We start from the raw sequence: 19192 nt of genomic DNA on the forward strand, positions 1-19192 counted from the left end.
GGGGCCAGCATAGAGACGCTCCGACCAGCCAACTGGAGTGACTCATGACCGCCATTCTCGATATCACAGCGCGCGAAATTCTCGACAGCCGCGGCAACCCGACCATCGAAGTGGACGTGGTGCTGGAGGATGGCTCCTCGGGCCGCGCCGCCGTGCCGTCGGGCGCCTCGACCGGGGCGCATGAGGCGGTGGAGCTGAGGGACGGCGACAAGCTGCGTTTCCTCGGCAAGGGCGTGACCAAGGCTGTCGCAGCCGTCAATGGCGAGATTTTCGACACGCTTGCCGGCATGGATGCCGAGGACCAGATCGCCCTCGACCGCGCCATGATCGACCTCGACGGCACGACCAACAAGAGTCGCCTCGGCGCCAATGCGATTCTCGGCGTGTCGCTCGCCAACGCCAAGGCGGCGGCCGATACCTCGGGGCTTCCGCTCTACCGCTATGTCGGCGGTCCCGCCGCGCGCATCCTGCCGGTGCCGATGATGAACATCATCAATGGCGGCGCCCATGCCGACAATCCGATCGATTTCCAGGAATTCATGGTCATGCCGGTCGGCGCCGACAGTTTCCGTGAAGGCCTGCGCATGGGAGCGGAGATCTTCCACACGCTGAAGGGCGCCCTCAAGAAGGCTGGGCACAACACCAATGTCGGCGATGAAGGCGGCTTCGCGCCGAATTTGCCGTCGGCCGAAGCCGGCCTCGATTTCGTCATGAAAGCGGTCGAGCAGGCGGGCTATAAGCCGGGCAGGGACGTCTATCTGGCGCTCGACTGCGCCGCGACCGAATTCTTCAAGGACGGCAAGTACAATTATGAAGGCGAGGGCCAGATCCGCTCGATCGACGAGCAGGTGAAGTATCTCGCCAAGCTGGCCAAGGACTATCCGATCATTTCGATCGAGGACGGCATGGCGGAGGACGATTGGGAAGGCTGGAAAGCGCTTACCGAGCTTATCGGCAAGAGCTGTCAGTTGGTCGGCGACGACCTGTTCGTGACCAACACCAAGCGGCTGAAGCAGGGAATCACCCAGGGCGTCGCCAATTCCATCCTGGTCAAGGTCAACCAGATCGGCTCGCTCACCGAGACCCTGGAAGCGGTCGAAATGGCCCATAAGGCGGCCTACACCGCCGTCATGTCGCACCGCTCCGGCGAGACCGAGGACGCCACCATCGCCGATCTTGCTGTCGCCACAAATTGCGGCCAGATCAAAACCGGTTCGCTGGCGCGCTCCGACCGGCTGGCGAAATACAATCAGCTGCTGCGGATCGAGGAAGAGTTAGGGGCACAGGCGGAATATGCGGGACGCTCAATCCTTCGATAGGAAGGGCGGAGGGACGGCGAAGACCTCCAGGCTTTCAAACCTGAATCTCGGCATCAGCGCCTTCGCGGCGCTGGCCGGGGTTGTCTTTGCCGGCATCCAGGCCTTCAGCCCGACTTCGGAAAAGACGCCCATCAATGTGACGGTGGCGCTCGACCCCGCGAAGAAGGTGGGGCAAGTCGATCCCGCGATCGGGATAGATGTTGCGAAGTCCGGTGGCGTTATCGATGCCGTCAATTCGGGCGGCAAGAGCGACATCACGGCCGCCACGCTACCGCAGGCTGCGGCCCAGACGGCGGCGCTCGACCTGAGCCGCAACATCGCCACTGCGGCGTTGAAGGACGGCAGCGAAGCCCGCTACCAGTTCCGCGACCTCTTCGACGGCAGTCCTGAGACCGAGCTCGTGATCCAGGCACCCGACCAGGAGGTCAATGTATTGCTCGACCTCGGCGGCGAGCGGCAGGTGAGCGCGCTCGAATATGCGCCGCCGACCCAGGCCGACGGCATGGCCAAGGCGACCATCCTCGATGTCATGGTATTGCCCGAGGGCAAGCTCGAGGCTTCGGGCCGGCCGGTCATGAGCTATCCGCTCCAGACTTCGGCCGGCCGCCAGACCTTCTCGCTTCCGGCCCAGACACGCGGCAAATATCTATGGCTGCGCATTGCCGGACCCGCAGGGGCGGAGAAGGTCGCCGTCGGCGAATTCAAGGTCTTGCAGTAGTCAAGCCGCCGCGCGCGCCTTCAGCCCTTCGATATGCTGATCGATACGCTGCGCCAGGGCGTCCGAGATCGGCACCATGGGCAGTCTGAGCTCCGGACTGTCGATGAGGCCGGTGCGCCACAGCCAGTGCTTGATCGGCGCGGGATTGGGTTCCTGGAACAACAGCCGCGGCGTGTCGGCATATGCCCGCCAGGCGGCGAGTGCCGCTCGCTGGTCGCCTTGCCGGAGCAGCATGCGGACATGCGCCAAGGTCTCCGTTCCGACATGAGCGGAAGCGAGAATGCCGCCATCGGCGCCTTGCGTGAGCGCGGTGTAGAAGAGGGCGTCTTCTCCGGTGAGCACGGAGAAGCCTTGCGGTCTGTGGCGCAGAAGATCGAAGGACTGGCCCGCATCGGCGCAGCAATCCTTCACACCGACAATGTTGGGGAGTTCCGCCAGGCGCAGCATCGTTTCATTGCCGAGGTTGACGCCGGTCCGATAAGGGATGTTGTAGATCACGATCGGGCGATCCGTATTGCCGGCGAGCTGCGCGAAATGCTGGTAGAGGCCGGTCTGCGAGGGGCGCGTGTAATAGGGGCAGGCGATCAGATAGCCATCGACGGCAAGCATCTGTGTCCGGTGCAGCGCCTTGAGCACCTTCACCGTGGCGCCCCCCGAGAGGCCGAGAAATATCGGCATCTGGCGCTTCGCCTCGGCAAGCTCGGCACGCGCCACCAGCACGATGCGGTCGGTCTCTTCGTCGCTGAGGCTCAAGCCTTCGCCTGTGGTGGCGCCGAGAATGACGCCGTCGACCGGCTGTGCGGCATAGTGGCGGATCATCCGGGTGAGCGACGTCTCGTCGAGCTCGCCGTTACGGAAGGGGGTGATCAGCGGGATCCACAGACCCACGATTGTCATGTTTCGTCTCCTCATGGGCCGGAGACGGGCAACAAAAAACCCCGTCCAAACCGGCGGGGTTCACTTCGATCTTCTGGCGGCTGTCTACTTCACACGCAAGCGATCTTCGTCCCCCGAATGGGAGATTTTTTCGATTTCGCGTTGATGGTGCGGCAAGCGGCCATGTTCTGAGAATGACCGATCAAGCGCGCGCGGTCAAGGTTGACTTGCTTTCGAGGTCTTCGCCGGCCTAGCGCGTATCCCGGCGACGTAGAATCACGTCGCCGAAAAGGATTCGCGCCAAATCAATATGTTGGAGCAAATCCTTATCGCCAAAGTCTTCAACTTTGGCGGGATTTGCTCTAGATCAGGCTCACTTCAGTCCGGTTGGAGAATGAGCCACGGATGTTCATCGAGACCAAGATGCATCCCCCGCATTTGCGCGGGGCGACGGTGGAGCGACCGCGACTGATCGCCATGCTCGAGGAGGCGACGCAAGGCAGGCTCGCCATCGTCTCCTCGCCGGCCGGGTTCGGCAAATCGACGCTGCTTGCGCAATGGGCGGTGAAGGCCGCGGTCGGCCGACGCATCGCCTGGCTCTCTGTCGATGCACAGGACAATGACCTCGCCCGCTTCCTGAGATATATCACCGGCACGCTCAACCGCGCCGATGCCACGATCGCCGCCCATGCGCTTTCGCTCATCGAGTCGAGCCCGGTCACGCCTGTCGAGTCCATCCTGGCAGGTCTCGTCAACGATCTGTCGCGATTGTCGGAGCCCGTCTATCTCGTGCTCGACGATGCGCATCTCATCATCTCCTCCGAGATCGCCGTCTTCCTCAATGCGCTCGTGACCTATGCGCCGCCGGCGCTGCATGTGGTGCTCGCCACGCGCGGCGAATTGCCGGTCGACGCCATGCGGATGAAAGGGCAAGTGGTCAATCTCGGCGCCAGCGAATTGCGTTTCTCGCTCGACGAAACCGATCACTATCTGCGTCAGGTCTGCCGGCTCGATCTGTCGACCGCCGGGGTCGTGGCGCTGCATCACAAGACAGAAGGTTGGCCGCTCGGCCTTCAGCTCGTCTCGCTGACGCTCGCGCATGAGCCGTCGAAGGAAAAATTCATCACCGAATTCTCGGGCAGCCAGCGCGATGTGGCGGGCTTCCTCGCCCATGAGGTGCTGGCACGCCAGCCGGCCGAGGTCCAGGATCTCCTGCTCCGCACCTCGATCCTCGAACGCTTCAATCTGGGCCTTGTCCAGGCGGTCTCGCCCGATCTCGATGGCGCAATGATCCTGGCGCTGATCGAGCGCGCCAATCTTTTCCTCATTGCCCTCGACAGCACCGGCCATTGGTTTCGCTACCACCATCTTTTCAGCGATTTCCTGCGCGGCAAGCTCGCGGCCTGGAGCATAGCGCGCCGCGCCGATCTCCACCGCAGGGCTTCCGCCTGGCTCTCCGCCAACGGCTATGTCTCGGATGCCGTTGGCCATGCGCTCGCCGCCGGTGATCAGGACGTGGCGGCGGATCTGGTGGAGAAATGCGCGACCCCGATCATCATGCAGGGCCATATTCCGCTGGTGACGGAATGGCTGAACCGTCTGCCGCCCGACGTGATCGCGACCCGGCCGCGCCTTCTCTTGACCCGTGTCTGGGCGCATTTCCACACCGGCCGCTCGCGCGAGGCGGTGCGCGTTCTCAAGCAGGCGAAGCAACTGGTCGCGAAGCTCGCACGCGACGGCGCCATCGATCGCAAGACGATCCGCGCGCTCGAGGCCGAGCTGCGGACATTGACCACAGGTGTCGTCAGCGCGGCCGACTGGCCGCGCATGGCGACGAAGCTGGCCGCGCGCTGGCTCGCCGATTATCCGGAAGGCGAGCCCTTTGCTCAGGGTACCTTGAGCAATATCCGCGCTTTCGCGCATTTCTCGCTGGGAGAATCGGATGCCGCGAGGCTCGCGGCGCTGAAGGCGCGCGACCATCACGCGGCGGCCCATTCGATCTTCGGCATCGTCTATGCCGATCTCATTCTGGGGCTCGTCGAATTGTCGGCCGGCAATCTGCCTCAGGCGCATGATCTGCTTACCCGCGCGAGGCAACTCGCGCGTGAAAGGCTTGGCGCCAATTCTTACTCGGAAGCCATGTCGGCGATCATACAGGTCGAGCTCCTTTATGAGTGGGACGATCTGCACAGCGCCGAGCGTCTGCTGCATCAGCATCGCCGGGTGATCGAGGAGTGCGGCCTGGTCGTGCATGAAATGGCTTGCAAGCTGCATCTGGCGCGGCTGGCCCAGGCCAATGGCCGCCATGACGAGGCGATCTTCCATCTCGAGCGCGCCGAGCAGCTCGGCATGGAGAAACGCTATCGTCGCCTGACCGTCAGCGCCCTCAATGATCGCGTGCGGTTGCTCCTCTCTCGTGGCGACGTCGCCGCTGCGCGCATGGCCTTGCAGTTGCGTGGCATCAGTTTGACCGCGAGCGAGAGAGCCAAGGACATCCATCCGCTCGAAGAACATGCCCATATCGGCGTGGCGCGCGTGCTCATTGCCGAGGGGCATCCCAAACGCGCCATCGCCATTCTCGAGCGCATTGCCGAACGCCAGCGCCGCGACGGGCGCCTGCGCGGTCTCATCCAGGTGCGCGCGCTGGTGGCGATCGCCGCCCATGCGGCGGGCGAGACCTTGCAGGCCTTGGCCGCCACGGTCGATCTCATCACGCTGGCGCTGCCGCAGCGGGCGATGCGCTCGCTCGTCGATGAAGGGCCGCTCCTGAAGGCGGCGCTCGATTTCGCCCGAGGCCGCATCCCCGCCTGGTCGCGCAAGTCGGAAACCGCCGATTTCGTTGAACGCGTTATGGCGGCGCTCAATCGCGCCGGGGCCGGCCGTGCGCCAATGCGCATTTCGGGCCAGTCGTCCAGGAAGCCCCTGAGCGGCAAGGAGATGGAGGTCGCCTCGTACCTCATGTGCGCCTACAGCAACCGTCAGTTGGCACAGTCACTCGCCATGGCGCCCGATACGGTCAAGTGGCATTTGAAGAACATCTTCGGCAAGCTCGGCGTGTCCAACCGCACCGAGGCGGTCCTCAAACTGAAGGAAATCGGCCTCATCGCGCCACCCGAAAGTGTGGGGTGAAAAACACCACCCGTTACCCGAAGGTGTCGGGACACTTCAGGTCAGGAAGCGCCATCATCGCCACCGTCTGATCAAGCGGGGAGTCACAATGGCGACGGGTTTCGTCTTTCACGAGCTTTATCTGTGGCACAATACCTGGAATTGGAACCAGGTGTTTCCGCCGGGCCTCCATATTCAGCCCGGCACCCATGCCGAAAATCCCGAGACCAAGCGGCGCCTGCGCAATCTCCTCGAAGTCAGCGGGCTGCTCGACCAGCTGACGATCATCAAGCCGCGGCCGGCGAGCGTCGAGGAAGTGGTGCGCGTCCACACGCCGGCGCATGTGAGCCATATTCGGGAGATCAGCGAGCGTGGCTATGGCGATGCGAGCATGCTCACGCCTCTGGGCGCCGGCAGCTACGAGATAGCACTTCTCGCCGCCGGCGGCGCCATCGAGGCTGTCGACGCCGTCGTCACGGGCAAGGTCGCCAATGCCTATGCGCTGATCCGCCCGCCGGGACATCACGCGACCAAAGATGTCGGCATGGGCTTCTGTCTCTTCGCCAATGCCGCGATCGCCGTGCGCCACGCCCAGAAGGTGCTGGGCGTCGGCCGCGTCGCCACTGTCGACTGAGACGTCCATCACGGCAACGGCACGCAGGCGATATTCTATGACGATCCGAGCGTGCTCACCATTTCGCTGCATCAGGACAATCTGTTCCCCGCCGCTTCGGGCGGCATTTCCGAAAACGGCACTGGCGCGGGCGAGGGCTTCAACATCAATGTGCCGTTGCCGCCGGGTTCCGGACCAGGCGCCTATATTGCCGCCTTCGAGCGCGTGGTGCTGCCGGCGCTCCGGCGCTTCAAGCCTGAGCTTATCGTCGTGCCGTCGGGCTTCGATGCGGGTGGCGTCGATCCCCTGGGCCGCATGATGATGAGCGCCGATGGCTTCCGTGACCTCACGCGCCTCCTGATGACGGCGGCGACGGAACTCTGCGGGGGACGTATCGCGATGACCCATGAGGGCGGCTATTCCGAGATGTATGCGCCCTATTGCGGCCTCGCGGTGATCGAGGAATTGTCCGGTCATAAGACCGAGGGTCGAGGATCCGTGGGGGCCGCTGATGGCGCAATGGGGTGGCATGGATGCGCAACCCCATCAACTCGCCGTGATCGAGGAGGCCTTCCGCCTTGTCCAGAGAATTAGGTAGGTCCTGACAGGTGAATTCCTCGTGCTGAGCGGGTAAACTGCCGGCAAGTCGCTCAGTGAGGGTTCCTATGCTGACTTACGTCTATTTCGGCACCAGCGATCTTGCCCGGGCCATCGCGTTCTACAACAAGGTCCTGGCGCCGCTCGGCATGCAGCGCTGCATCACCGGCGATCCGGAATGGGACCGCACATCGGCCGGCTGGGGCCTTTACGAGGAGAATGGTCTGCGCGAATGCGCGTTCTGGATCGGCCTTCCGTTCAATCAGCAGCCGGCGACGGTGGGCAATGGCAGCATGGTCGCCTTCCGCGCGCACTCGTGGCAGGGTGTGGATGATTTCCATGCCGCCGCTTTGGCGCAGGGCGGCAATTGCGAGGGCCCGCCCGGACTCAGACTCCATTACAGCCCGGACTTCTATGGCGCATATGTCCGCGATCCGGACGGCAACAAGCTGGCCGCGGTCTGCCGCGGCTTCACCGAACGGCAATGATGGAGGACCGGATGGCTGGAAGGAACTTCTATGATCTGACCAAGGCCCTCGGCCGCTGGGACAATGAGGGCGGGGCCATCGCTCCGACGCCGGTGCCGGACACGGCATTGGCCAAGGATGAAGAGCGCATCCTGAAATGTCTTGGCGCGGCGGTGATCATGCAGTGGAACGATCTGCCGACCGACATCCAGCGAAACATCTTCGTGGATGCGTCATCGATGAGCGATCCCGCCCGGCAGTTCCAGCTCAAGCAGCAGATTGCCCGCTTCCTGCACGAGCATAAAAACGGCTCCTGATTTCCAGTTCAACTGATCTGGCTCGCTATGTCGTCGAGCGTAGTGGCGGCCAGTGCCCGCTCGAGCGCCTGTTCGGCGCCGCGCAGAGGCTCCGCCACGACTTTGATGACGGCCGCCCCGATGGGGCATTTGTGCTTGGGGTCTGTCTTGTGCATGCGGAAGATGCTCTCATCCTCGACCGCCTTGTAGATGTCGGCAAGGGTGATGCGCCCGGCATGGCGGCTGAGCTTGAAGCCGCCGGCGCGGCCGGTGACGGAGGCGACGAGGGAAGCCCGTTCGAGATCGCGCATCAGGCGGCGAATGACCACCGGATTGGTGTTGACGCTCTCGGCGACGATGGTTGAACAGACGGGACCGCCATCCGCCCTGCGGGCGATGACGCTCAGCGCGTGAACCGCGACCATGAATCGACTGCTCGACAGCATTATGCAACTCCGACCATTACATATTTAGGGCGGCGGCGTCTGAACCGCAACGCAATGTTAACCTCGTCCCGTCAATTTCGGGGAATGGTGAAGCGCAAATTCGACCTGATCGTCATGCTCGTCTGCATGGGCCTGCTCGGCTATTTCGGCTGGCATGGCTATTACGGTCCGCGCAGCTTCGACCACCGCGACGCGCTCGCCGCCAAGGCGGAAGCGTTGAATGTGAAGGTTGCCGCCATTCGCGACGAGCGCCAGGCTCTGGAACGCAAGGTTTCTCTCATGCGGCCGCAATCGATCGATCCTGACATGCTCGACGAACTGGCGCGCTCGACCCTCGATTTCGGCAAGCCAGGCGAGCTGATCGTCAAACTGCCGAACTAAATTCCCTTAATATTCCGGCCGATAAACTGAAAACCAGTTAATCAAGAATTTTCCCTGTTGAACCAAGTGTTTAGTGCTATAGTTCCCCTCAAGAAAACGATGGAGAGGCGGTCCTATGGCGGTCAAGTCGGCCTATATCGCGAAGAAATCCCACAAGAATCAACCCCGGGGGGAAGCGAGGTCGGGTGAAACCGGCGACTTCTTCGACCGCGAAGAGGAGCTCCAGGCCTACCACGACATGTTGCTGATCCGCCGCTTCGAGGAGAAGGCCGGCCAGCTTTATGGCATGGGCTTCATCGGCGGCTTCTGCCACCTTTATATCGGCCAGGAGGCTGTCGTCGTCGGCATGCAGATGGCGCTGAAGGAGGGCGACCAGGTGATCACCTCCTATCGTGATCACGGCCATATGCTGGCGACCGGCATGGATCCCAAGGGCGTGATGGCCGAGCTCACCGGCCGGCGCGGGGGCTATTCCAAGGGCAAAGGCGGCTCGATGCACATGTTCAGCCGCGAAAAGCAGTTCTTCGGCGGCCATGGCATCGTCGGCGCCCAGGTGCCGCTTGGCGCCGGTCTCGCTTTCGCCAACAAATATCGCGGCAACGACCATGTCTCGCTCACTTATTTCGGCGAAGGTGCCGCCAATCAGGGTCAGGTCTACGAGACGTTCAACATGGCCGCGCTATGGAAGCTGCCGGTCATCTTCATCATTGAGAATAACCGCTATGCCATGGGCACGGCGGTCACCCGCTCCGCCGCCAAGTCTGAGGAGCTGTTCAATCGCGGCTCGGTCTATGGCATTCCGGGCGAGCAGGTCGATGGCATGGATGTGCGTGCCGTGCGCGCCGCCGGCGAGAAGGCGGTCGCTCACTGCCGGGACGGCAATGGCCCCTATATCCTTGAAATGATGACTTACCGCTATCGCGGCCATTCGATGTCGGACCCGGCCAAATATCGCGCCAAGGAAGAAGTGCAGAAGATGCGCGAGGAGTCCGACCCGATCGAGCAGGTGAAGAAGCGCCTGATCGAGACCGGTGGCGCGAGCGAGGACGAGCTCAAGAAGATGGACGCCGAGATCCGCGCTATCGTCACGGAAGCCGCCGAATTCGCGCAGTCCGACCCCGAGCCCGATCCTTCCGAACTGTGGACGGACATTTATGTGAATGCGTGATCATGGGCGGACTCATCCATGTGGTGATGTTCGTGGGCGCGCTCACCGCTTACATCGCCTGGTCCATTGCGGGTCTCAGCGCTTTGTCGGTCGCGCGCCTTGCACCCAGGGGCGAGAAGCTCAGCTCGTATTTCGAGCTCGGCCGCTGGCGGTTCGCCACGCTCGAAACGCGTCTGGGCGCCGCCGTGACTCCCCATCTCGTCCGCTATCGACGTGCCTTTCTGGTGTTCCTCGCCGCCATTTGCGCCATGATCGTATTGGCGCTTTCGACCCTTTTCCTCAAGCCAGCCTGATCTGAGCTTTTCTGGAGACGTGATCCATGCCGAATATCCTCATGCCAGCGCTTTCTCCCACCATGGAGGAAGGTAAGCTCGCCAAATGGCTCAAAAAGGTAGGTGACAGCGTCAAATCCGGCGACGTCATCGCTGAGATCGAAACCGACAAGGCGACGATGGAAGTCGAAGCCGTCGACGAGGGCAAGCTCACCGAGATCCTGGTGCCGGAAGGCACCGAGAATGTGAAGGTCAATACGCCGATCGCCGTGATCCTGGGCGAGGGCGAGGCGGCTCCAGCACCCGTGGCGAAGCCAGCCGAAGCCGCGCCTGCCGAGAAGCCGGCCGCGGCCCCCAAGGCGGAAGCCAGGAGCGAGGCGCCGGCCGCTCCCGCTATTGCCTCTTCATCGCTTCGCGATCCGGAAGTGCCGGAAGGCACCGAGATGGTCCAGATGACGGTGCGCGAGGCGCTGCGTCTGGCGATGTCGGATGAGATGCGCCGCGACAAGGACGTCTTCCTCATGGGCGAGGAGGTCGGCCAGTATCAGGGCGCCTACAAGATCAGCCAGGGCATGCTCGACGAATTCGGACCCGAGCGCGTCATCGACACGCCGATCACCGAGCACGGCTTCACCGGCATCGCGGTGGGCGCCGGCTTTGCCGGGCTCAAGCCGATCGTCGAATTCATGACCTTCAACTTCGCCATGCAGGCGATGGACCATATCATCAACTCCGCCGCCAAGACGCTGTACATGGCGGGCGGCCAGATGGGCTGCTCGATCGTGTTCCGCGGTCCCAATGGTGCGGCGGCCCGCGTCGCCGCCCAGCACAGCCAGGACTATGCCGCCTGGTATTCGAGCGTGCCGGGCCTCAAGGTGGTGATGCCCTATACGGCGGCGGACGCGCTCGGCCTGATGAAATCCGCCATCCGCGATCCGAACCCGGTCATCTTCCTCGAAAACGAGATCCTTTATGGCAAGAGCTTCGAGGTGCCGAAGGTCGAGGACTGGATCGTGCCGATCGGCAAGGCGAAAGTCGCCCGTCCGGGCAAGCATGTGACGATCGTCTCCTTCGGCATCGGCATGACATACGCCCTGGGCGCTGCCGACAAGCTCGCCGCCGACGGCATCGAAGCCGAAGTGATCGATCTTCGGACCATCCGGCCGATGGATATCGCAACCGTCGTCGAGAGCGTGAAGAAGACCAATCGTTGCGTCACCGTCGAGGAGGCCTGGCCGCAATGTTCGGTCGGCTCCGAGATCGCCGCGCAATTGATGACGCATGCTTTCGATTATCTCGACGCGCCGGTGGCGCGGGTGAACGGCAAGGACGTGCCGATGCCCTATGCCGCCAATCTGGAAAAGCTCGCGCTGCCCAATGTGGACGACGTCGTCCAGGCCGCGAAATCGGTGCTGTACGTCTAGGTCGAGGCTCGCAATGTTCGACGCCGTCACGAGTTGCATTCACCGTCACCCCGGCGCAAGCCGGGGCCCACTAAATTCTCTCCTCACGCACAAAGCTGCTCGATGGATCCCGGCTTTCGCCGGGATGACGGCTGAGGGAAAACAACAGATTACTTGTAAGGGAGCGCGTTGATGCCCACCAATATCCTCATGCCCGCGCTATCGCCCACGATGGAAAAGGGCAAGCTCGCCAAGTGGCTCAAGAAGGAAGGCGACAGCGTCAAGTCCGGCGACATCCTCGCCGAGATCGAGACCGACAAGGCGACGATGGAAGTCGAGGCCGTCGATGAAGGCGTCGTCGGCAAGATCCTGATCGCCGAAGGCACCGACGATGTGGCGGTCAACACGCCGATCGCAGTGCTTCTGGGCGAGGGCGAGAAAGCCTCCGACATCAAGGCGCAAGCAGCACCTGCCGCGCCGAAACCAGCCGCTCCCGCAGCGGCTCCCGCGAGCCCAGCGACGGCAAAGGCGGAAGCGCCGGCCGCCAAACCTCAGGCAGCGGCACCCGCCGCGAAGACCAATGGCCAGGCTGGTGGGCGCGTCTTTGTCTCGCCGCTGGCGCGACGCATCGCCAGGGAGAAGGGCATCGACCTCGCCGGTCTCCAGGGTTCGGGTCCGCATGGGCGGATCGTGCTGAAGGACGTCGAGACCGCCAAGCCCGGCGCCAAGGCGCCGGCTGCCGCGGCGGCGGGCGCTCCCGCCCAGCTGGCCGCCCCCATGGCCGACGACGCCATCGTCAAGCTCTTCGAGCCGGGCTCCTTCGAGGTCGTGCCGCATGACGGCATGCGCAAGATCATCGCCTCGCGTCTCATGCAGGCGAAGCAGACCATCCCGCATTTCTATCTGACCATCACCTGCGATCTCGAAAATCTCCTCGGCGTGCGCGAGCGGCTCAATGCCCATGCGCCGCGCGACAAGGAGAAGAACCCGGCCTGGAAATTGTCGGTCAATGATTTTGTCATCAAGGCGATGGCGCTGGCGCTGCAGCGCGTGCCCGACGCCAATGCCACCTGGACCGAAGGCGGCATGCTGAAGCACAGGCATTCGGATGTCGGCGTCGCGGTGGCCATCGAGGGCGGCCTCTTCACGCCCGTCATCCGCAAGGCCGAGACCAAAACGCTGTCCGCCATCTCGCTCGAGATGAAGGATCTGGCAGCCCGCGCCAGGAAGCGCCGCCTCGCGCCGCATGAATATCAGGGCGGCACCACCGCCATCTCCAATCTCGGCATGTTTGGCATCGAGAATTTCTCCGCCGTGATCAACCCGCCGCATGCGACGATCCTGGCGGTCGGCGCCGGCGAGAAGAAGCCCGTCGTGGTCGGCGACAAGATCGAGATCCGCACCCAGATGATGTGTACGCTCTCGGTCGACCACCGTGTCGTCGACGGCGCCCTCGGCGCCCAGCTGTTGCAGGCCTTCAAGGTGCTCATCGAAGAGCCGGCGCTGATGATGGCGTAAGGGCGCCGCCGTGAAGAGCATCCTTGCTTTCGGGGACTCGCTCACCTGGGGCTTCAAGGCAGGCAGCTGGACACGTCATGCTTTCGAGGATCGCTGGCCGAATGTGCTGGCGGCGGGGCTCGATGGGAAGGCGCGCGTCATAGAGGAAGGCCAGAACGGCCGCATGACGGTGCATGACGATCCCTATGTGCTCGAGAACCGCAGCGGCGCGGTGGCGCTGCCGATCGCGCTCTCGACCCATCAGCCACTCGATCTCGTGATCATCATGCTGGGCACCAACGACCTCAAATGGGAAGGGCGCCAGCGCGCCTTCGAAGCGCGTCTCGGCATGGCGCGGCTCGTCGAGATCGTCCGCACTTTTGCCTACAAGCCGGGCGGCACCGTGCCGCAGATCCTGCTGATGTCGCCGCCGCATCTCGGCAAGACCGAGGATGAGGATTTCGCCGGGTATTTCGAGCATGCCCTCGCCGAGTCGAAGAATCTCGGCGCCCAATATGCGAGGCTCGCCGGCGAGACGAATTGTTTTTACTTCGACGCAGCGAGCGTGGCGACGGCCGATCCGACCGACGGCGTGCATCTCGATGCGGCGAATACACGTGCCATCGGCACGGGCCTTGTGCCGGTGGTAAAGGAAATTCTGAGTTTGTGAGGAGGGCCCCATGGCCGATACGGAATTTGACATCATCATCATCGGCTCTGGCCCCGGCGGCTATGTGACCGCCATCCGCTCGGCCCAGCTTGGCTTCAAGACCGCCATTGTCGAGCGTGAGCATCTGGGCGGCATCTGCCTCAACTGGGGCTGCATTCCGACCAAGGCGCTGCTGCGCTCGGCCGAGATTTATCACTACATGCAGCATGCCAAGGACTACGGCCTTTCCGCCGAGAAGGTCGGCTTTGACGCCAAGGCGGTGGTGCAGCGCTCGCGCGCCGTCTCCGGGCGCCTCAATATGGGTGTCGGCGGCTTGCTTAAGAAAAACAAGGTGCAGGTGATCTGGGGCGAAGCGAAGCTCGGCAAAGCGGGCGAGGTGATCGTCACCGATACGTCCAAGGCGCCGATGCAGCCGCAGCATGCGCCACCGCGCGGCACGATTGGGCCCGGCACCTACAAGGCCAAGCATATCATCATCGCCACCGGCGCCAGGCCCCGCGTGCTGCCCGGCCTCGAGCCCGACGGCAAGCTGGTCTGGACCTATTTCGAGGCCATGGTGCCGCCGGAGATGCCGAAGTCGCTTCTGGTCGTGGGCTCGGGCGCCATCGGGATCGAATTCGCCTCTTTCTATCAGGCGATGGGCGTCGATGTGACAGTGGTCGAGATCGTTGACCAGATCATGCCGGTCGAGGATGCCGAGATCGCCAAGATTGCCCAGAAGCAACTTGAGAAGCGCGGACTCAAGATCAAGACCGGCGCCAAGGTGACGGCGCTGAAGAAGTCCGGCAATTCGGTGACGGCGACGATCGAGCAGGGTGGATCGAAGTCGGATCTCACTGTGGATCGCGTCATCTCAGCCGTCGGCGTCGTCGGTAATATCGAGAATCTCGGCCTCGAGGCCCTGGGTATCAAGACCGAGAAAGGCTGCATCGTTGCCGACGGTTACGGCCGCACCAATGTGCCGGGCATCTATGCCATCGGCGATGTGGCTGGTCCGCCGATGCTGGCGCACAAGGCCGAGCATGAAGGCGTCATCTGCGTCGAGAAGATCAAGGGCCTCGACGCTCATCCCATGGACAAGAACAAGATCCCGGGCTGCACCTATTGCCATCCCCAGGTCGCCTCCGTCGGCCTCACCGAAGCGAAGGCAAAGGCCGCCGGCCACGAAGTCAAGATCGGCCGCTTCCCCTTCCTGGCGAATGGCAAGGCCATTGCGCTCGGCGAGGATCAGGGCCTCGTCAAGACGATCTTCGACGCCAAGACCGGCCAGTTGCTCGGCGCGCATATGGTCGGCGCCGAAGTGACGGAACTGATCCAGGGCTTCGTGATCGCCATGGGCCTGGAGACGACGGAAGAGGAGCTGATCCACGCGGTCTTCCCGCATCCGACCCTTTCCGAAATGATGCATGAAAGCGTGCTCGACGCTTATGGCCGCGTCATTCACATGTGAGCGATCCGCAGCATCCTATCGTCGTCCCGGCCTAAGCCGGGATGCACTGAAATCGTCAGTCGTTCGGGATCCCGACTTTCGTCGGGATGACGGACGAGTGTTAGCTGGCGGGAAACATGGCTGCACTGCCGAATTTGCAAAAGTGAGCCTCCGTTCCTAAGAAAGAACAGTGCTAGCCTGAATCATCCCATTGTCGGGACTAGAGTTGCTGAGGAGTGCCGTATGTCCGTACTTGCCGATATCTCGACCGAACTTGACGCCATCCGGGCGCAATCCTTGTGGAAGACCGAACGGCCGATCGTCTCGCCCCAGGACGGGCATATCAAGGTCATACGCGACGGCGCCCGCCATGAGGTGCTCAATTTCTGCGCCAACAACTATCTGGGCCTCGCCGATCATCCGGCGCTCATCGCGGCGGCGAAGGCGGCGATGGAGACCCACGGCCTCGGCATGGCCTCGGTGCGCTTCATCTGCGGGACGACCGATCTGCATCGCGAGCTCGAAGCCAAGATCGCCGATTATGTGCAGCAGGAAGACAGCATACTTTATGCCGCCTGTTTCGATGCCAATGGTGGCGTGTTTGAGCCTTTGTTCGGGGCCGAGGACGCCATCGTGTCGGACAGCCTCAACCATGCCTCGATCATCGACGGCATACGGCTCTCCAAGGCGAAGCGCTTCCGCTACCGCAACGGTGACATGAACGATCTCGAGGCACAGCTGAAAGCCGCGCGCGGCGAAGGCGCGCGCCGTGTCATCGTCGTGACGGACGGCGTCTTCTCGATGGACGGCTATCTGGCGAAACTCGGCCAGATCAGGAAACTCGCCGACGCCCATGATGCCATGATCATGGTGGACGACTGTCATGCCACCGGCTTCATCGGTCCGCAGGGACGGGGAACGCCGGCGCGGGCCGGCATCAGCGTCGATATCATCACCGGCACGCTCGGCAAGGCGCTCGGCGGCTCGGCCGGCGGCTTCGTGGCCGCAGCGAAGCCCATCGTCGATCTCCTGCGCCAGCGCTCCAGACCCTATCTTTTCTCCAACGCGCTGCCGCCGCCGATCGTCGGTGCCGCCATCCCCGCCATCGATATGGCGAGACGCGGCGATGAACTGCGCAACGGACTTTTCGACAATGCAAGGCGGTTCCGCATCGCCATGAGCAAATCCGGCTTCAATCTGCTGCCCGGCGAGCATCCGATCATCCCAGTGATGCTGGGCGAGGCCAAACTCGCCCAGGACATGGCGGCAAAGCTCTATGAGCGGGGCATCTATGTGACGGGCTTCTTCTATCCGGTGGTGCCGCAAGGTGCGGCCCGAATCCGCACCCAGATGTCGGCCGCCCATACGCCGCAGGATATTGACAAGGCCGCCGCGGCATTTACGGAAGTGGGCAAGGAACTCGGGGTGATCTGATGCGGGCACTGGTTAAGGCCGAACGGAAAGAAGGCCTGGTTATGCGGGACGAACCGGTCCCGGAGATCGGTCCTGACGACATTCTGATCAAGGTCAGGAAAACCGGCATCTGCGGCACCGACCTGCATATCTGGAAATGGGACGAATGGGCCCAGAAGACCATTCCGGTGCCGATGGTGGTGGGCCATGAGTTCTCCGGCGTCGTCGAGGCGATCGGCACCCATGTCCGCACCGTCAAGGTAGGCGACCGGGTGTCGGGCGAGGGCCATCTCATCGGCATGAAGAGCCGCATGGCGCGTGCCGGTCATTTCCATCTCGACCCCGAGACCAAGGGGGTCGGCGTCAATGTGCCGGGTGCTTTCGCCGAATATCTCAAGATTCCGGCCTTCAACGCCATCCATCTGCCGACCGAGGTCGATGACGAGATCGCCTCCATCCTCGATCCCCTGGGCAATGCCGTCCACACCGCGCTTTCCTTCGACCTGGTCGGCGAGGACGTGCTGATCACCGGCGCCGGGCCCATCGGCATCATGGCGGCGGCGGTCTGCCGTCATGTCGGCGCCCGCCATGTGGTGGTGACCGATATCAATGACTACCGCCTCGACCTCTGCCGGGAAGTGGCGGACGTCGTGGCCGTCAACGTCTCGCGTGAGGATCTGCGTTCGGTCATGGACCGCATCGGCATGCGCGAAGGCTTCGATATCGGGCTTGAGATGTCGGGGGCGCCCAAAGCCTTCGACCAGATGGTCGAGCATATGATCATGGGCGGCAAGATCGCCATGCTCGGCATCCCTTCGGGCAAGACACCGGTCGACTGGAATTCGGTGATCTTCAAGTCGCTGACCATAAAGGGCATCTATGGCCGCGAGATGTTCGAGACCTGGTACAAGATGATCGCCATGCTGCAATCGGGCCTCGATATCCGCAAGGTCATCACCCATCGCATGAAGGCGACCGACTTCGCACAAGGGTTTGCCTTGATGAAGCAGGGTTCCTGCGGCAAGGTCGTTCTGGACTGGAGCAACTGAACATGGCAGGGGACCGATTATGCTGGTTGCTTATGGTACTGCCAATGGCTGCCTGACCGAGTTCCCCCAGTCGGACAAGCCGGTCATCCCGCCGGGCACAGTTTGGATAGATCTGGTCGAGCCGACCCACACGGAGGAAGCCACCGTGGAGGAGGGGCTCGGCATCGACATTCCGACGCGCGAGGAATTGGCCGAGATCGAGGCGTCGAGCCGGCTCTATTCCGAGGACGGCGCCTTCTTCATGACCGCCAATCTGATCCGCCGGGGCGAGAACGATCGCCCTGAATCCTCGCCCGTCACCTTCATCATCAAGGAAAACCAGCTCGTCACCATCCGCTACCATCATCCGCAGGCCTTCCCGGTCTATGTGCGCCGGGCGATGAAGCCGCAGGTGACCTCGATGTCGGGCTGGGGCGTGCTGATCAGCCTCCTGGAAGCGGTGGTCGACCGGGCCGCCGACCATCTCGAGCGCGTCGGCACGATCGTCGATGAAACGTCGCGCCGGATCTTCGATTCCGATCGCCATTCGCGTAATCGCCGCGTCCGCAAGAAGGCGCCCAATCTGCCGGAGCTCCTCGAGAAGATCGGCGAGGAAGGCGATTTCAATTCAAAGATGCGCGAGAGTCTCGTGTCGACCGGCCGCCTCGCCGCTTTCATGACGGCGATCATCGAGCCGAAGAAGCAGACGCGCGAGATGAAGGACCATCGCGCCCGTATCAAGATCCTGCAGCGCGATATCCTCTCGCTGACCGATCACGCCACATTCCTCTCGGGGAAGATCGCCTTCCTGCTCGATGCGGTGCTCGGCATGATCTCGATCGAGCAGAACGGCATCATCAAGATCTTCTCCGTCGCCGCCGTCGTGTTCCTGCCGCCCACCCTCGTGGCCAGCATTTATGGCATGAACTTCAACATCATGCCCGAGCTGAAATGGGAGTATGGCTATCCCCTGGCGATCGGACTGATGATTCTGTCGGCGATCCTTCCCTATGTCTATTTCAAACGCAAAGGTTGGTTATGAACAAGCTCACGCTCATCAAAGGATCGGATCGCATCGCCTCGTCGGAGCTTGGTGAGGAATTCAAGGCGAATGAGCCGCAGGGCGAGCCCGTTGCGATGATCCGGTCCAAGGATTGGCGAGAGGGGCCGGATGCCGGCGTGTGGGAATGCACGCCGGGCAAGTGGAAGCGCGCCGTCAAAAATGCCGAATTCGCCCATTTCGTGATGGGGCGCTGCCAGTTCCATCACGAGGACGGCACGGTGCTGGAGATCGCGGCGGGCGATGCGGTCTATTTCCCCGCCCATACGCGCGGTACCTGGAATGTGATCGAAACCGTGCGCAAGACGTATTTCCTGCTGCCGCTCGAATAGCGCGTGGGGCATGCTGATTTTTCACAATACCCCTCAACCGTCACCCCGACGCAAGTCGGGGCCTACTAAATTCTATCCATGCCGGCAGCACTTCCTGAG

Annotated in this window: 17 protein-coding genes and 2 pseudogenes; 17 read left to right on the forward strand and 2 right to left on the reverse strand. The window is 62.7% G+C overall.

Annotation, left to right across the window (positions count from 1 at the left end; genetic code table 11):
- Positions 1–44 precede the first annotated feature (44 nt).
- Together eno and G5V57_RS27505 are read left to right on the forward strand one after the other, a co-directional pair.
- Positions 45–1319 (forward strand): phosphopyruvate hydratase, encoded by a 1275-nt coding sequence (gene eno, locus G5V57_RS27500; protein WP_165171393.1) that lies wholly within the window; start codon positions 45–47, stop codon positions 1317–1319.
- On the forward strand, positions 1294–2037 hold the full coding sequence (locus tag G5V57_RS27505) for a hypothetical protein (RefSeq protein ID WP_165171395.1): 744 nt from the start codon (positions 1294–1296) through the stop codon (positions 2035–2037). The genes eno and G5V57_RS27505 overlap by 26 nt, the downstream gene beginning before the upstream one ends.
- Here the strand turns inward: G5V57_RS27505 and dapA are convergent, their stop codons facing one another.
- Complete coding sequence (gene dapA / locus G5V57_RS27510; RefSeq protein ID WP_246737397.1) at positions 2038–2934, reverse strand: 4-hydroxy-tetrahydrodipicolinate synthase; 897 nt, start codon at positions 2932–2934, stop codon at positions 2038–2040. It abuts the gene before it with no gap.
- A gap of 384 nt (positions 2935–3318) precedes the next feature.
- Between dapA and G5V57_RS27515 the strand changes: the two genes are divergently transcribed.
- The 4 genes and pseudogenes from G5V57_RS27515 (at position 3319) to G5V57_RS27530 (ending at position 8015) form a co-directional block, all read left to right on the forward strand.
- The gene (locus G5V57_RS27515; RefSeq protein WP_165171399.1) at positions 3319–6042 is read left to right on the forward strand and encodes a LuxR C-terminal-related transcriptional regulator; all 2724 of its coding nucleotides are present in this window, start codon (positions 3319–3321) and stop codon (positions 6040–6042) included.
- A gap of 88 nt (positions 6043–6130) precedes the next feature.
- A pseudogene (locus G5V57_RS27520) lies at positions 6131–7228 on the forward strand (class II histone deacetylase).
- Between the two features lie 71 nt (positions 7229–7299).
- The gene (locus tag G5V57_RS27525; RefSeq protein WP_165171401.1) at positions 7300–7719 is read left to right on the forward strand and encodes a VOC family protein; all 420 of its coding nucleotides are present in this window, start codon (positions 7300–7302) and stop codon (positions 7717–7719) included.
- An 11-nt stretch (positions 7720–7730) separates the two neighbouring features.
- A complete protein-coding gene (locus tag G5V57_RS27530) occupies positions 7731–8015 on the forward strand; it encodes a hypothetical protein (protein WP_165171403.1) in 285 nt (94 codons plus the stop codon).
- Between the two features lie 8 nt (positions 8016–8023).
- Here the strand turns inward: G5V57_RS27530 and G5V57_RS27535 are convergent, their stop codons facing one another.
- Complete coding sequence (locus G5V57_RS27535) at positions 8024–8419, reverse strand: Rrf2 family transcriptional regulator (RefSeq protein WP_165171405.1); 396 nt, start codon at positions 8417–8419, stop codon at positions 8024–8026.
- A 105-nt stretch (positions 8420–8524) separates the two neighbouring features.
- On the opposite strand from G5V57_RS27535, the gene G5V57_RS27540 reads away from it, so the two are divergent.
- The 11 genes and pseudogenes from G5V57_RS27540 to G5V57_RS27590 all read left to right on the forward strand — a co-directional run bounded on the left by G5V57_RS27540 (position 8525) and on the right by G5V57_RS27590 (position 19093).
- On the forward strand, positions 8525–8821 hold the full coding sequence (locus G5V57_RS27540; protein WP_165171407.1) for a septum formation initiator family protein: 297 nt from the start codon (positions 8525–8527) through the stop codon (positions 8819–8821).
- A gap of 199 nt (positions 8822–9020) precedes the next feature.
- Positions 9021–9989, forward strand: a pseudogene (gene pdhA / locus G5V57_RS27545) (pyruvate dehydrogenase (acetyl-transferring) E1 component subunit alpha); the annotation flags it as partial.
- Positions 9990–9991: 2 nt separating this feature from the next.
- A complete protein-coding gene (locus G5V57_RS27550; protein WP_165171411.1) occupies positions 9992–10282 on the forward strand; it encodes a hypothetical protein in 291 nt (96 codons plus the stop codon).
- 26 nt (positions 10283–10308) lie between these two features.
- Positions 10309–11685 carry a pyruvate dehydrogenase complex E1 component subunit beta gene (locus G5V57_RS27555; protein ID WP_165171413.1) on the forward strand — a complete coding sequence of 459 codons (1377 nt, stop codon included), beginning with the start codon at positions 10309–10311 and terminating at the stop codon, positions 11683–11685.
- Positions 11686–11856: 171 nt separating this feature from the next.
- Positions 11857–13182, forward strand: coding sequence for a pyruvate dehydrogenase complex dihydrolipoamide acetyltransferase (locus G5V57_RS27560; protein ID WP_165171415.1), 1326 nt, complete (start codon positions 11857–11859; stop codon positions 13180–13182).
- A gap of 10 nt (positions 13183–13192) precedes the next feature.
- Positions 13193–13831: an SGNH/GDSL hydrolase family protein gene (locus tag G5V57_RS27565; RefSeq protein ID WP_165171417.1), complete on the forward strand. Its 639-nt coding sequence runs from the start codon at positions 13193–13195 to the stop codon at positions 13829–13831.
- 10 nt (positions 13832–13841) lie between these two features.
- Positions 13842–15281, forward strand: a complete 1440-nt coding sequence (gene lpdA, locus G5V57_RS27570) for a dihydrolipoyl dehydrogenase (RefSeq protein ID WP_165171419.1) — start codon at positions 13842–13844, stop codon at positions 15279–15281.
- A 222-nt stretch (positions 15282–15503) separates the two neighbouring features.
- A complete protein-coding gene (gene kbl / locus G5V57_RS27575) occupies positions 15504–16694 on the forward strand; it encodes a glycine C-acetyltransferase (RefSeq protein WP_165171421.1) in 1191 nt (396 codons plus the stop codon).
- The gene (gene tdh / locus G5V57_RS27580; RefSeq protein WP_165171423.1) at positions 16694–17722 is read left to right on the forward strand and encodes an L-threonine 3-dehydrogenase; all 1029 of its coding nucleotides are present in this window, start codon (positions 16694–16696) and stop codon (positions 17720–17722) included. The genes kbl and tdh overlap by 1 nt, the downstream gene beginning before the upstream one ends.
- 19 nt (positions 17723–17741) lie before the next feature.
- Positions 17742–18743 carry a magnesium/cobalt transporter CorA gene (gene corA / locus G5V57_RS27585; protein ID WP_165171425.1) on the forward strand — a complete coding sequence of 334 codons (1002 nt, stop codon included), beginning with the start codon at positions 17742–17744 and terminating at the stop codon, positions 18741–18743.
- Positions 18740–19093, forward strand: coding sequence for a cupin domain-containing protein (locus tag G5V57_RS27590; RefSeq protein WP_165171427.1), 354 nt, complete (start codon positions 18740–18742; stop codon positions 19091–19093). The genes corA and G5V57_RS27590 overlap by 4 nt, the downstream gene beginning before the upstream one ends.
- Positions 19094–19192 lie beyond the last annotated feature (99 nt).

The organism is Nordella sp. HKS 07 (assembly GCF_011046735.1).
Lineage (GTDB): Bacteria > Pseudomonadota > Alphaproteobacteria > Rhizobiales > Aestuariivirgaceae > Taklimakanibacter.

Coding starts and splice junctions, on each gene's coding strand:
- G5V57_RS27535 (WP_165171405.1), bottom strand. CDS start 8,419: ATGGTCGCGGTTCACGCGCTGAGCGTCATCGCCCGCAGGGCGGATGGC.
- lpdA (WP_165171419.1), top strand. CDS start 13,842: ATGGCCGATACGGAATTTGACATCATCATCATCGGCTCTGGCCCCGGC.
- G5V57_RS27550 (WP_165171411.1), top strand. CDS start 9,992: ATGGGCGGACTCATCCATGTGGTGATGTTCGTGGGCGCGCTCACCGCT.
- corA (WP_165171425.1), top strand. CDS start 17,742: ATGCTGGTTGCTTATGGTACTGCCAATGGCTGCCTGACCGAGTTCCCC.
- G5V57_RS27560 (WP_165171415.1), top strand. CDS start 11,857: ATGCCCACCAATATCCTCATGCCCGCGCTATCGCCCACGATGGAAAAG.
- G5V57_RS27530 (WP_165171403.1), top strand. CDS start 7,731: ATGGCTGGAAGGAACTTCTATGATCTGACCAAGGCCCTCGGCCGCTGG.
- G5V57_RS27515 (WP_165171399.1), top strand. CDS start 3,319: ATGTTCATCGAGACCAAGATGCATCCCCCGCATTTGCGCGGGGCGACG.
- G5V57_RS27540 (WP_165171407.1), top strand. CDS start 8,525: ATGGTGAAGCGCAAATTCGACCTGATCGTCATGCTCGTCTGCATGGGC.
- G5V57_RS27590 (WP_165171427.1), top strand. CDS start 18,740: ATGAACAAGCTCACGCTCATCAAAGGATCGGATCGCATCGCCTCGTCG.
- G5V57_RS27555 (WP_165171413.1), top strand. CDS start 10,309: ATGCCGAATATCCTCATGCCAGCGCTTTCTCCCACCATGGAGGAAGGT.
- kbl (WP_165171421.1), top strand. CDS start 15,504: ATGTCCGTACTTGCCGATATCTCGACCGAACTTGACGCCATCCGGGCG.
- dapA (WP_246737397.1), bottom strand. CDS start 2,934: ATGACAATCGTGGGTCTGTGGATCCCGCTGATCACCCCCTTCCGTAAC.
- G5V57_RS27525 (WP_165171401.1), top strand. CDS start 7,300: ATGCTGACTTACGTCTATTTCGGCACCAGCGATCTTGCCCGGGCCATC.
- tdh (WP_165171423.1), top strand. CDS start 16,694: ATGCGGGCACTGGTTAAGGCCGAACGGAAAGAAGGCCTGGTTATGCGG.
- G5V57_RS27505 (WP_165171395.1), top strand. CDS start 1,294: ATGCGGGACGCTCAATCCTTCGATAGGAAGGGCGGAGGGACGGCGAAG.
- eno (WP_165171393.1), top strand. CDS start 45: ATGACCGCCATTCTCGATATCACAGCGCGCGAAATTCTCGACAGCCGC.